The organism is Agrobacterium sp. 22094, assembly GCF_052046015.1.
GTDB classification, from domain to species: Bacteria; Pseudomonadota; Alphaproteobacteria; order Rhizobiales; family Rhizobiaceae; genus Agrobacterium; species Agrobacterium cavarae.
Window position 1 is genome coordinate 275,572 of the sequence record NZ_JBQEPX010000001.1, and the last position, 12,560, is coordinate 288,131.

Here is a 12,560-nt window from a genome sequence, read left to right on the forward strand (position 1 = left end):
CGGGTGCTCATAATGGGATGGGAAGTTGTCGTTTCGTCGAAGGGGCAGGTGACGTTGCCGAAAGACATGCGTGAAGCGCTCGACCTCAGGCCCGGTGATCAGGTCGTCTACTCCATCATCGATGGCGAAGTGGTGCTGACGCCAAAGAATGTTGATTTCAATGATCTCGCTGGCCTTTTAGGTAAGCCTCCCAAGGGCCGTGCCACCTTGGAAGAAATAGACGAGACCGTCAGCAAGGCTGCAGGCCATAACGTCGTCGATACCGATGATGATCAGGCGGATGCCGCTGCATGATGGTCTATGGCGTGGATACGAACGTCGTTCTTCGTCTTTTCGTTGATGATGAGCCAGGCCAACGGGACGCAGCACTGCGTTTCGGAGCAGGGATTGGCCGCGACTACACTGTCTTCGTAACGCTTCTCACTCTGATCGAGCTCAGTTGGGCTTTGAAGTCACAATACGGTTTCGATCGACGACAGATCAGCTTGGCCATTCGCAAGTTGCTGCACACGAGGGGTTTGGTCGTTGAAGGACACGATAAGGTCGTCAAAGCCGTCCGTCTGGTTGAGCGCCATAATGCCGACTTCACGGACGCGCTTATCGCGTGTCAGTCGCTCGGCGAAGGCTGCAAAACGATTTATACCTTCGACATCAAGGCAGCGCGAAAAATACCCGGAATGGAACTTTTGACATGAGTGAGGCTGCACGGCTGATTTCTTCCGAGAAGCGCGGCGAGGATATCGACACGACGCTGCGCCCGCAGACGCTGGATGATTTTACCGGCCAGGCGGAGGCGCGCGCCAATCTGAAGATTTTCATCGAGGCGGCAAAAAACCGTGGCGAGGCGTTGGATCATGTGCTCTTCGTCGGACCGCCAGGCCTCGGCAAGACGACGCTGGCGCAAATCATGGCGAAGGAGCTTGGGGTTAACTTCAAGTCCACCTCCGGCCCGGTTATCGCCAAGGCGGGCGATCTTGCAGCGCTTTTGACGAACCTTGAAGAGCGCGACGTTCTGTTCATCGACGAAATCCACCGGCTGAGCCCGGCGGTGGAGGAAATCCTCTATCCGGCGATGGAAGACTTTCAGCTTGATCTGATCATTGGCGAGGGGCCAGCAGCACGCTCGGTAAAGATCGATCTGTCGAAATTTACCCTCGTTGCCGCCACCACGCGCCTTGGCCTTTTGACGACGCCTTTGCGCGACCGTTTCGGCATTCCGGTGCGGCTGTCTTTCTACACGGTGGATGAGTTGGAGCTGATCGTGCGCCGTGGTGCGCGGTTGATGGGGTTGCCGATGACGGATGAGGGCGCGCGCGAAGTTGCGCGCCGCGCGCGTGGGACGCCGCGTATTGCCGGGCGCCTGCTACGCCGCGTGCGCGACTTTGCCGAAGTGGCCCGCGCCGAAGCCGTGACCCGCGAAATTGCCGATCAGGCGCTGACGCGGCTTTTGGTCGACAATATGGGTCTCGATCAGCTGGATATGCGCTATCTGACGATGATCGCGATGAATTTCGGCGGCGGGCCAGTCGGTATTGAAACCATAGCAGCCGGTCTCTCCGAGCCACGCGACGCGATCGAAGATATCATCGAGCCCTATATGATCCAGCAGGGATTTATCCAGAGAACGCCGCGTGGCCGTATTTTGACCGCGACAGCGTGGAAGCATCTCGGTATGCAGCCGCCTAAGGATCTGGAAGCGGCGCAGTTTCGCCTATCTCTCGAGGACGAGTAAATTTGATCACGCGTCGAGCGCTTCTTAAAATGGCCGCGACTGCCAGCGCAGGCTTCTTTTCTCTTGGGGCCTATGCAGGTGGTGTCGAACCTATGCTGCGACTTGCCACGACGCGTTATCGCCTCACCCCACCCAACTGGCCGGCCGGGCAGAGCCTGCGCCTCGTCATCCTTGCCGATGTGCATGCCTGCGAACCGTGGATGTCGACGGAACGGATTTCGGGCATCGCCAACTATGCCAATACGCTTGGCGGGGATATCATTCTGCTGCTTGGCGACTACGTCACCGGCATGCAACGCTTCATCACCGATATCGTCCCGCCAGCGGAATGGGCAAAGGCGCTTTCGGGGCTCACGGCACCCTATGGCGTTCACGCCGTGTGCGGCAATCATGACTGGGCGCAGGATGCCGAAGCCCAGAGGCTGCGGCTGAAGGAAACCGTGTCGCACAGGGCGCTTCGCGCGGTCGGTATTACTGTTCATTCCAACACCGCGATCCGAACGGGGAGCGAAGAGCACCCCTTCTGGATCGCTGGACTTGAGGATCAGTGGGCCTTTCGCGAAAGTGGCGAGGCTGCCGGGCTCGACGATCTTCCGGGAACGATGGCGCAGATTACCGATGACGCGCCAATCATCATGATGGCTCATGAGCCGGACATTTTCCCGACGATCCCGGAGCGCGTCTCACTCACCCTGTCAGGTCACACGCATGGCGGGCAGGTCAATCTCTTTGGCTGGCGACCGGTCGTTCCGTCGCTCTTCGGCGAGCGATATGCCTATGGACACAAGGTCGAGAACAATCGCCACCTAGTCGTGTCGGGCGGACTTGGCTGTTCCGGCGCGCCGATCCGCTTCATGTCGCCGCCGGAGATCGTCGTGATCGATCTGGTCGGCTGACGGAACCAGATCGTGGCCGCCGCCTTTTCCCGTTCTTTCAATGGGAGAAGCCGCATGACGACATATCGCAAAGGCACCAAGGTCAGCTGGAAGTGGGGCAATGGCAAGGGTGAGGGCAAGGTGGCCGAAAGCTTTACCGAGGATGTCGAGCGCAAGATCGACGGCTCAACGATCAAGCGCAAGGCGAGTAAGGATGAGCCTGCCTATCTGATCGAGCAGGAAGATGGCGGCAAAGTTCTGAAGAGCCATTCGGAGCTCGACAAGGCGAGCTGAGCCGACGCCTCGCCGCCACTGATGAAAAAGGCTCAAGGCGCGATCGCCTCGGGCCTTCGGCTGATATGCAAAAGGGGTGGCGAGATGACCTATGATTCAACGCGGATATTCAAAAAGCTGGCGCGCAACAACAGGCTTGCCAATCTGCGCCTGCACCACGCCTGTCTTCAATTAACGGTTGACGAATTGGTCGCTCCGCGCACCAGCTTCTTTCCGACGATCCGCAAAACGCTGAACCACATCTACCTGGTGGATCTCTTCTATCTCGATGCGATGGAGGGCGGGTCGTTGGGGCATAATGTTTTCGGCGAGCCTGAGCCCTATAGCGACATGTCCTCCTTGGCAGAGGCGCAAGCGGCACTCGACATGGATCTGATCGCTTTCGTCGACGGTCTCGACGAGGGCGGGCTTGCCGCCACGGTCCATGTTCACCGGGGTGAGCGGGTGCAGGACGATCGTTGCGACGATATTCTTTCGCACCTCTTTCAGCACCAGACGCACCACCGGGGGCAGGTCCATGCGATGCTGTCCGGCACGCGCCTCAAGCCGCCGCAATTGGATGAATTTATCGTCGGTGACGATGCGCCTGTTCGCAAAACGGAATTACAGGCATTAGGATGGACGGAAACTGATTTGATGTTTCCTGTTTAATCCTTTGGACACCTGATGGTCGAAGACACTCGCATTCGCATGAAATTCAAGCCGAAGCGCATTTTCCAGATGCGCGTCGCAGGCATCGCCTTTCGCAACGGCCATGTGCTGGTGCACCGCGCCACCCATGAGAAATTCTGGACCTTTCCCGGCGGACGCGCCGAGATGGGCGAGCGATCTGAAGAGACGCTGGCGCGCGAAATGGTGGAAGAACTGGGTGCCGAGGTTTCCGTTGGTCGTCTGCTGTGGGTGGTAGAGAACTTCTTCCACTACGAGGGCAAGGACTGGCACGAGCTTGGTTTCTATTACCTGATGGACCTGCCCGAGAGCTTCCCCTTCGATGAGGAAAAGATCGTCCACCGGGTTCAGGACGGCAAGAATGCGCTGGAGTTCCGCTGGGCCAAGGCGACGACAGAGGCATTGACGGCACTCGACATCCCGCCCTATTTCATCGCCGCAGAGATCGAAAACCTACCCGCCTCCACGCGCCACGTGGTCTGGGAAGACGGCAATCTGGACGACAAATGAGCAATCCTCAACCGCGCCACATGATCCGGCTGGACCACAAGCCGCAGCTCTTCAGCTTTCGCGTGGCAGCCCTGATCTTCCATCAAGGTCATCTTCTGGTGAACCGGAGCGTGGTCGATCGTTACTGGGCGCTGCCCGGTGGTCGTGCCGAAATCGGGGAAAGCACCGAAGAGACGATCCTGCGCGAGATCGAGGAAGAGCTGCATGTGAAGGCGCGCATCGAGCGTCTCGTCTGGTCGGCAGAAAACTTCTTTACCTACGGCGACTATCAGGCGCATGAGATGGCCTTCTATTATCAAATCCGGCTGGACGAGGCTTTTCCGTTTCATGAGAATGATATCGTTCACCGCGTCGCCGATGGCGGCGAGGTGGAGTTCCGCTGGTTGCCTGCAACTGCGAAAGATTTGCGCGAGAACGATCTGCGTCCGCTCTTCATTGCCGATAGTATAGAGGCGCTGCCGGAGCGGCATCAGCATGTGATCGTGCGCGAAGGCAATCAACCCAGGACAGACAATGACTGACATCACCGTTTCCCTTTCCGGCGAATTGATCGAGCACGGCCACAGGCTGGTGCAGCGGGTCTATTATGAGGACACGGATTTTTCCGGACTCGTCTATCACGCGCGCTACCTTCATTTCCTCGAGCGCGGCCGCACCGACTATCTGCGCTGCCTTGGCTGCGAGCAGAGCGCACTCCTGACGGCGGATGAGGAGGGGCTGGTCTTTGTCGTCCACCGCATGGAGATCGACTTCAAGACACCGGCGCGGATGGATGATGTGCTGACCGTCACCACCATCACCGAAAAGGCGGGTGGGGCAAAGATGGTGCTGAACCAGGAGATCCGTCGTGGCGAGACGCTGCTGGTTGCGGCGAAAGTGATCATTGCCGTCATCAACGCCAAAGGAAGACCAAGACGTCTGCCGGAGACGGTCGCGGAGAAGTTTTTGAAGTAAACCGGAGGGCGGGACAGAAAACCCGCCCGCAGCCCTATGTTTCGTAACACTCCCTTAACCATAATGTAGTCTTACTGAAACGCCCGGTATTTGTGGGCTATGCGCCTTCCTTTTACCAAATTTACCGGCGAATAAGGCGTACTGGCACTTATCGGGGCAAAGGCGACGGGCTGGCGGATTTCAACCGCGACGCTTAACGCATCAATGCGTGTTTGAATCGCCCGGTCATGCACCGGGCGTTTGGATTCGGGGATTGGAATATTTATGGAACAGGCAGGTTTGGCAGCGGCAACGCATGATGTGAGTCTTTGGGCACTGTTCATGCAGGCAGGACTCATCGTCAAGCTGGTGATGATCGGCCTCTTAGCCGCCTCGGTTTGGACGTGGGCCATCGTCATCGACAAATATATGAGCTTCACCAAGGCACGGCGCCAGTTCGATCAGTTCGAGCAGGTGTTCTGGTCCGGCCAGTCGCTTGAAGAGCTCTACCGCACCCTGGCCGAACGCCAGAATGGCGGCCTTGCGGCGATCTTCGTGGCCGCCATGCGCGAATGGAAGAAGTCCTTCGAGCGCGGCGCGCGGTCTCCGATCGGTCTGCAGATGCGTATCGACCGGGCCATGGATGTGACGATGTCACGCGAAGCCGAGCAGTTCGAAGCGCGTCTCGGTTCGCTGGCGACCATCGGTTCTGCCGGTCCGTTCATCGGTCTTTTCGGTACGGTTGTCGGTATCATGACCTCGTTCCAGGCGATTGCCGGTTCGAAGTCCACCAACCTTGCGGTCGTGGCGCCCGGTATTGCCGAAGCGCTTCTGGCAACCGCAATCGGCCTCGTGGCCGCTATTCCGGCGGTCATGGCCTACAACAAGTTCATGGCTGACGCGCACAAGCTTTCCTCGCGCATGGAAGGTTTTGCCGACGAGTTCTCCGCGATCCTGTCTCGCCAGATCGACGAGAAGCTGCAGACGCGTCAGGCCGCGCAGTAAAACGCAACGCCGAAAGCCAGTGGAGTAAAACGCGATGGGTATGTCAGCAGGCGGTAGCGGTGGTGGTTCGGGCGGTCGTCGCGGCCGTGGACGCGGTCGTCGTGGCGGCGGCGGTGCGATCAGCGAAATCAACGTGACGCCACTCGTGGACGTCATGCTCGTGCTGCTCATCATCTTCATGGTGGCAGCCCCTATGATGACGGTCGGTGTGCCGGTCGATCTGCCGCAGACCTCTGCCTCCGCTCTGAACTCGGAAACGCAGCCGATCACCATTTCGGTCAATGCCAATGGCCAGATCCATCTGCAGGAAACGCCGATCGAAGCGGCGGAAGTGGCGGACAAGCTGAAGGCGATCGCCACCACCGGATACAATGAACGCGTCTTCGTGCGTGCCGATTCCGTTGCCGCTTACGGCGTTGTCGCGGATGTCATGGCGCGTATCCAGGGCGCGGGCTTCAAGAATATCGGCCTCGTAACGCAACAGAAACAGGACAATTGACCTCGGCGATGAAGGGTAGCATTACCACATCTGCGATCGTGCACGCCTCGCTGCTGGCCTTTGCCCTTGTGTCCCTGGGCTCGCCAGCACCGCTCGAGGTGTCTCAGGCCGAGTCGATGCCTGTCGAACTCGTGTCCGTCGAGGAAATGACGCAGATCCAGCAGGGTGACAAGAAGGCGCCGAAGGCGGAGAAATCCGCCCCTGTTCCGACCACGCGTCCCGACACCGTGCCCAATGCGCAGAATGTCGGCAACAACAATGCCGACCTCGATGCGCCGCCGACGCCAACCGAAAAGCCCAACAACAATGACAGTGCTGCCGCTCCGCCAAAGCAGGAGCAGCCGGCACCCGTGGTCGATACCAATCCGAACGACGTCAAGGACATCGTGAAGGAAGAGACCGCGCCGAAGCCGCAGGAGATGGCGGCCCTTCCACAGCCAAAGCCTGAAATCGCGACGCCGCCGAAGCCCGCCGAGCCACCGCCGGCCGAGCAGAAGGCCGAAGAGCCGCCGCCGCAGAACCAGGAACCGGCAGAAATTGCCGTGCCGCAGAACGTGCCGCGCCCCAATGCGCGTCCGCAGCCGCCGGAACAGAAGCCGGAGCCGCCAAAGCCCGAGCCGCAGAAGCCGGCTGAGCAGAAGCCTGCGGAAAAGCCGACTGAAAAGAAGACCGACCAGGCCAAGGCCAATGAAAAGCCTTCCGACAAGAAGGTCTCCGATCGCAAGCAGGAAACGGCAAAGGCTGCCGCAACCCAGCAGAGCGAGTTCAATGCCGATGAAATCTCTGCACTTCTCAACAAGCAGGCGCCTTCCGGCGGTGGCGCGAAGCGCTCCACCCAGACGGCAGCCCTTGGTGGGAAGAAGACGATCGGCACGGGCCTGAGCGCCAGTGAGATGGATGCTCTACGCGGGCAGATTTCCAAGAACTGGTCGATGGTCGCCGGCCTGACCGATGTGGCGCAGGTGGTCGTTGAAGTCCGCGTCCATCTCGACAGATCGGGTGAGATCGTCGGCCAGCTTGAGGTTTCGGCGACAGGCGGACCGGACGGAACGCGCCGTGCGGTGGAAGGCAGCGCAAGGCGCGCCGTCACCCGATCCGCGCCCTTTACCAATCTCCCACCGGATAAGTACGACGGTGAAAAAGGATGGAACACCTTGTTGTTGACGTTCACGCCGGAAGACTTCGGTGTCTAAGCAGCCGCTTTCGGCGCCGGGCATCCGTATTCCAATCGATGTGCAATTTATGAAAAAAAGCTGAAAGGCTTGTCTCGATGATCAAGTTCTCTTTCCTTCGCGCGATGATGGTGGCCTCCGGCCTCATCCTGTCGTTCGTTGCGATCACTCCAGCCAACGCGGAAGTTCGGCTCAATATCACCAAGGGCAATGTGCAGCCGCTGCCGATTGCGATCACCGATTTCATGTCGGGTGACGGCATCGGTGCGCAGGTTTCCGCTGTGGTTGCGGCGGACCTGCAGCGCTCCGGCCTGTTTGCGCCGATCAACAAGAGCGCCTTCATCGAAAAGATCAGCAATCCGGACCAGTCGCCGCGCTTTGAAGACTGGAAGGTCATCAATGCCCAGGCACTGGTGACGGGCCGCGTAACGAAGGAGGCCGATGGTCGTCTTCGCGCCGAGTTCCGTCTGTGGGACACCTTTGCCGGCCAGCAGATGATGGGTCAGCAGTTCTTCACCCAGCCGGAAAACTGGCGCCGCGTCGCGCATATCATCGCCGATGCCATCTATGAGCGCATTACCGGTGAAAAGGGCTACTTCGACACCCGCGTCGTTTTCGTTTCCGAAAGCGGCCCGAAGCAGCAGCGCAAGCGTCAGCTCTCCATCATGGACCAGGATGGCTTCAACGTTCGTAACCTGACCAACACCAACGATCTGGTGCTGACGCCGCGCTTCTCGCCGAACCGGCAGGAAGTCACCTATATGTCGTTCGAAGGCAACCAGCCGCGCGTCTACCTGCTGCAACTGGAAACCGGACAGCGCGAAGTCGTCGGCAACTTCCCGGGCATGACCTTCTCCCCGCGCTTTTCGCCGGATGGTCAGAAGGTGATCATGAGCCTCCAGCAGGAGGGCAATGCCAATATCTACACGATGGATCTGCGCTCGCGCACCACGACGCGCCTGACGAATACCGGTGCGATCGACACGGCACCGTCCTACTCGCCGGACGGCCAGCGCATTGCGTTTGAAAGCGACCGTGGTGGACGCCAGCAGATCTATGTGATGAATGCCGATGGCTCGGGCCAGACGCGTATTTCCTTCGGCGATGGGTCCTACTCCACGCCGGTCTGGTCTCCGCGCGGCGATCTGATTGCCTTTACCAAGCAGTCGGGCGGCAAGTTCTCCATCGGCGTGATGAAGCCCGATGGTTCTGGCGAGCGCATTCTGACATCCGGCTTCCACAATGAGGGACCGACCTGGGCGCCAAATGGACGCGTCCTGATGTTCTTCCGCCAGAATGCCGGTGCCGGCGGCCCGCAGCTCTATTCCATCGATCTGACAGGTTATAACGAGCAGATGGTCAAGACCCCGACCTATGCGTCCGACCCTGCCTGGTCGCCACTGCTTGACTAAGGCGTATCGCGGTCTTTCAGGCTCGCTCCCTACGCATTAGGACTTGTTCTTTCGCATGTCGTTCTCGCAAGACAGCTGTACCGTTTTGCTTCGACCATGCCTGATAAATACCCGCCACAGCACCTCGAACCGGAGTTGTTGTGGCGGTTTTGTGGAGAATACCGGGAATGCGCCTCTTTCTTGCCGCAAAATGCTGTGAGGGAGCAGAAAAGTGGGACATTTCCGTTTTGTTAACCATAAGCGTTCGGGGGCCGTTAACCTCAATCGGTTAGCGTCTGGCAACGTTATCGAAATCCTAAGGAGAGACCGGCGATGAGCCGTACACAAACTTCGGCGCTTAGCCCAATGCAGAAAATCGCCCGCAATCCGGCTGTTATCGCTCTGACGCTTGCTCTGGCGCTTGCCGGTTGCGCGAACAAGAAGAACATGCCGAACAGCGCTGGCGAGCTTGGCCTCGGCGGTGGTGCTGGTTCCGCGACGCCTGGTTCGCAGCAGGACTTCACCGTCAATGTCGGCGACCGCATCTTCTTCGATACCGACTCCACCTCGATCCGCGCCGACGCCCAGCAGACGCTGCAGCGCCAGGCCCAGTGGCTTGCTCGTTACCCGAACTACGCCATCACGGTTGAAGGCCATGCCGATGAACGCGGCACGCGCGAATACAACCTGGCGCTCGGTGCACGCCGTGCAGCCGCCACCAAGGAATTCCTAGCATCCCAGGGCGTTCCGGCCAACCGCATGAAGACCATCTCCTACGGCAAGGAACGTCCGGTCGCCGTTTGCGACGACATCTCCTGCTGGTCGCAGAACCGCCGCGCGGTTACCGTTCTCGGTGGCGCAGGCATGTAATTGCCTCGCGCAATCGTGATGAAATTTGCAAAGGCGGCCCTCGGGTCGCCTTTCGTTTTTTTCATAGTTTGGCCGAAGTTAAGTTGCTTTTTCATCGCAGATGGAAAAAATCGCGAGTTGCGCCGCTGGGGCGCAAATCAATGAGACAGGAAGCACTATGAAGAAACTTGTCGTGGCGGGAATGCTGGGGCTTGCAGCTTGCACCGGCTTCAGCGGCACTGCAGTGTCGCAGCCGTTGTTTGGCTGGGGTGGGAACCCTAGCACGACCAATTCGCGGGCTCCGGTGGTCAATGTCCAGGCCAACGAGACCTACCGCGTACAGCAGCTTGAAGAGCAGATCCGTCAGTTGAACGGTCGTATCGAAGAGATGAGCTTCCAGCTTCTCCAGATGCAGGAAACCATTCGCAAGGCGCAGGAAGACAATGAGTACCGCTTCCAGGAACTGGAAGGCGGCGGCAAGTCCTCTGCACCGGCTGCAGCACCGAAGAAAAAGGCCGAGGCGGATCTTCCGCCTGCAGGCTCTTCCGCCGGTCCGTCTGACGATGTCGCAACCATTATCGGAGAGCCGTCCACCAACGGCGCTTCGGTGCCAGGCAGCGCAGCACCCACCGGTCCGCGGTCCAACGCCGCACCGGGCGAGACCACGCTTGGCTCGATCGAGCTCGATTCGCATGGCCTGCCGGTTGGCGGCACGCTGAATTCCAGTGCCAACAATTCTGCAGGGGCGCTTCCAGGTGTCAGCACGGGTGGCAAGTCCACCAGCACCGATCCGGTCAATACTGCAGCGCTGACCAGCGAAAACGATATCTACCAGGCGGCTTACAGCCATGTGCTTGCTGGCGATTACAAGCAGGCGGAGCAGGGCTTCGAACAGTATATCAAGGGCTACCCCAATGGCTCGAAGGCGGCGGACGCCAGCTTCTGGCTTGGCGAAGCGCAATATTCCCAGGGCAAGTTCACCGCTGCCGCGAAGACCTTTCTCGACGGCCACAAGAATTACGGCAAGTCGCCCAAGGCGCCTGAAATGCTGCTGAAGCTCGGCATGTCGCTTGCCGCACTCGATAACAAAGACACCGCCTGCGCCACGCTGCGCGAAGTGCCGAAGCGCTACCCCAGCGCCTCCAAGACCGTTCTCGGCAAAGTCACCAGTGAACAGAAGCGCATCGGCTGCTGAGCCTGCTCGCAGCCCCCGCTATGGCACCCCATTCTTCTCCGCTCGCGCCGATCGAGGCAGCACGGAATTTTCTAGAACGCATTCAAAAACCCGCCCTTCTTCTGGTGGCGGTCTCAGGTGGAAGTGACTCCACCGGGCTGCTTCTTGCCCTTCACGAGGTTTTGCTTGCCTCCGGTCGCGACGATGTCCAGCTTCATGCCGTGACCATCGACCACGCTTTGCGCCCCGAAGCGGCGGATGAAGCGCAAGCCGTTCAATCCTTGTGCCGCGGGCTGAATATTCCCCATGACATCCTTCGCTGGAATGACGAGAAGCCGAAAACCGGCATCTCCGCTGCTGCGCGGCTCGCGCGGTATCGGCTGATCGGCGAGGTCGCCAGCAAGATTGGCGCAACAGCCATTGTGGTCGGGCACACGCTGGACGACCAGCGCGAGACAATTGCGATGCGCAGTCAACGAAGCGCGCAGGCTGGCACGCCCGGCCTCTCTGGCATGGCAGATGCGGTTCTCTACAATGCCCGCCACTGGGTGCTGCGCCCGTTCTTAGGCGTGCGTCGCGAGGATATTCGCGACGATCTCGCGGCCAAAGGGCAGGGATGGTTCGATGATCCCAGCAATGAGGACGACACGTATGAGCGGGTGCGTGTGCGCAAGCTCTCAAGGGATGACGAATTTCGGCCCTGCGAGCCGTTGCTCGACAGGATCGAGCTTGCATCCCGCGCCGCGGCTTTTGTCCATAGCGGAGCGCAGGCTTATCCGGGTGGTCTGATCAAGCTCAGTGCCGATTGCCTTGGCGATGATCCCGCCGTCATCCGCTATGCCCTTGCAGCACTCGCTTGCGTTGCAGGTGGCCGTGCCTATCCGCTTGCGGCGCAGAGCATGGACCGGGTGATGGCCTTCGTCACCGCTAAAGAGCCAGGCAGGCTGACGGCAGGGCGGGTCATCTTCGACCGGCGCAAGGATGGGTTATACCTGATGCGGGAGAACCGGGACGTGCCGACGATAACCGTTGCTCCTGGCGAGACCGCGAGGTGGGATGAGCGGTTCGAGATCGTCAACCGTTCCAAGCTTCCGGTGACTGTTTCAGGCGGGGCGGTTGCTGATGCAGAGGATGCCACGCCCGCCGCCGTTCCGGCTGGTGTGCTGAAACGCGCGAAGTTCTCGCAGCCACGTGTTACTCCGGAGAGTGCGGGGCAGGAGGAGGCTGATGTCGGCTCGATTACGATGCGCCCTTTGCTTGCGCCCTACGACCTGTTTCTCCCGCGCTTCGACCTCGATTTGGCCAACGCAATTGCGCTCAGTCTCGGGCGCGGCGTCTATCCAAAGCTTCCGCTGCAAAGTTTGTCGTAAATTTCGCAGAGTTTTTACCGCAAAACACATCTCCTTCCTCCCTTCGCCTTGGCAACCGCAACTGTCCTCCTTATGTTAGGGGCAACA

General features: G+C 59.6%; 16 protein-coding genes. All 16 read left to right on the plus strand.

What is annotated here, in order from left to right; translation table 11 throughout:
- The first annotated feature begins 12 nt into the window (after positions 1-12).
- The 16 genes from ACTJK5_RS01315 to tilS all read left to right on the plus strand — a co-directional run bounded on the left by ACTJK5_RS01315 (position 13) and on the right by tilS (position 12,473).
- Positions 13-294, plus strand: coding sequence for an AbrB/MazE/SpoVT family DNA-binding domain-containing protein (locus ACTJK5_RS01315; RefSeq protein ID WP_062439812.1), 282 nt, complete (start codon positions 13-15; stop codon positions 292-294).
- Entirely contained in the window at positions 291-695 is a 405-nt protein-coding gene (locus ACTJK5_RS01320; RefSeq protein ID WP_335322141.1) for a PIN domain-containing protein, read from the plus strand. The genes ACTJK5_RS01315 and ACTJK5_RS01320 overlap by 4 nt, the downstream gene beginning before the upstream one ends.
- Positions 692-1,732 carry a Holliday junction branch migration DNA helicase RuvB gene (ruvB, locus tag ACTJK5_RS01325; protein ID WP_062427945.1) on the plus strand — a complete coding sequence of 347 codons (1,041 nt, stop codon included), beginning with the start codon at positions 692-694 and terminating at the stop codon, positions 1,730-1,732. The genes ACTJK5_RS01320 and ruvB overlap by 4 nt, the downstream gene beginning before the upstream one ends.
- A 2-nt stretch (positions 1,733-1,734) precedes the next feature.
- Positions 1,735-2,628 (plus strand): metallophosphoesterase, encoded by an 894-nt coding sequence (locus ACTJK5_RS01330; RefSeq protein ID WP_162686396.1) that lies wholly within the window; start codon positions 1,735-1,737, stop codon positions 2,626-2,628.
- A gap of 54 nt (positions 2,629-2,682) precedes the next feature.
- Positions 2,683-2,901, plus strand: coding sequence for a DUF2945 domain-containing protein (locus ACTJK5_RS01335; RefSeq protein WP_062427947.1), 219 nt, complete (start codon positions 2,683-2,685; stop codon positions 2,899-2,901).
- 84 nt (positions 2,902-2,985) lie between these two features.
- Entirely contained in the window at positions 2,986-3,552 is a 567-nt protein-coding gene (locus ACTJK5_RS01340) for a DinB family protein (RefSeq protein ID WP_335322142.1), read from the plus strand.
- A 15-nt stretch (positions 3,553-3,567) separates the two neighbouring features.
- Entirely contained in the window at positions 3,568-4,080 is a 513-nt protein-coding gene (locus ACTJK5_RS01345; RefSeq protein WP_335322143.1) for an NUDIX hydrolase, read from the plus strand.
- Complete coding sequence (locus ACTJK5_RS01350) at positions 4,077-4,601, plus strand: NUDIX hydrolase (RefSeq protein WP_112358516.1); 525 nt, start codon at positions 4,077-4,079, stop codon at positions 4,599-4,601. Before ACTJK5_RS01345 ends, ACTJK5_RS01350 begins: the two co-directional genes overlap by 4 nt.
- Positions 4,594-5,034: a tol-pal system-associated acyl-CoA thioesterase gene (gene ybgC, locus ACTJK5_RS01355; RefSeq protein ID WP_112358515.1), complete on the plus strand. Its 441-nt coding sequence runs from the start codon at positions 4,594-4,596 to the stop codon at positions 5,032-5,034. The genes ACTJK5_RS01350 and ybgC overlap by 8 nt, the downstream gene beginning before the upstream one ends.
- 264 nt (positions 5,035-5,298) lie before the next feature.
- The gene (gene tolQ, locus ACTJK5_RS01360; RefSeq protein ID WP_062427952.1) at positions 5,299-6,018 is read left to right on the plus strand and encodes a protein TolQ; all 720 of its coding nucleotides are present in this window, start codon (positions 5,299-5,301) and stop codon (positions 6,016-6,018) included.
- 34 nt (positions 6,019-6,052) lie between these two features.
- A complete protein-coding gene (gene tolR, locus ACTJK5_RS01365; protein ID WP_062439827.1) occupies positions 6,053-6,517 on the plus strand; it encodes a protein TolR in 465 nt (154 codons plus the stop codon).
- Between the two features lie 8 nt (positions 6,518-6,525).
- Complete coding sequence (locus ACTJK5_RS01370; protein ID WP_062427954.1) at positions 6,526-7,710, plus strand: hypothetical protein; 1,185 nt, start codon at positions 6,526-6,528, stop codon at positions 7,708-7,710.
- A gap of 77 nt (positions 7,711-7,787) precedes the next feature.
- A complete protein-coding gene (gene tolB, locus ACTJK5_RS01375) occupies positions 7,788-9,101 on the plus strand; it encodes a Tol-Pal system beta propeller repeat protein TolB (protein ID WP_062427955.1) in 1,314 nt (437 codons plus the stop codon).
- Between the two features lie 312 nt (positions 9,102-9,413).
- Positions 9,414-9,950, plus strand: coding sequence for a peptidoglycan-associated lipoprotein Pal (gene pal / locus ACTJK5_RS01380; RefSeq protein ID WP_062427956.1), 537 nt, complete (start codon positions 9,414-9,416; stop codon positions 9,948-9,950).
- Between the two features lie 157 nt (positions 9,951-10,107).
- A complete protein-coding gene (gene ybgF / locus ACTJK5_RS01385; RefSeq protein ID WP_440611680.1) occupies positions 10,108-11,124 on the plus strand; it encodes a tol-pal system protein YbgF in 1,017 nt (338 codons plus the stop codon).
- Positions 11,125-11,144: 20 nt separating this feature from the next.
- Complete coding sequence (gene tilS, locus ACTJK5_RS01390) at positions 11,145-12,473, plus strand: tRNA lysidine(34) synthetase TilS (RefSeq protein WP_113180772.1); 1,329 nt, start codon at positions 11,145-11,147, stop codon at positions 12,471-12,473.
- The last annotated feature ends 87 nt before the right edge of the window (positions 12,474-12,560 follow it).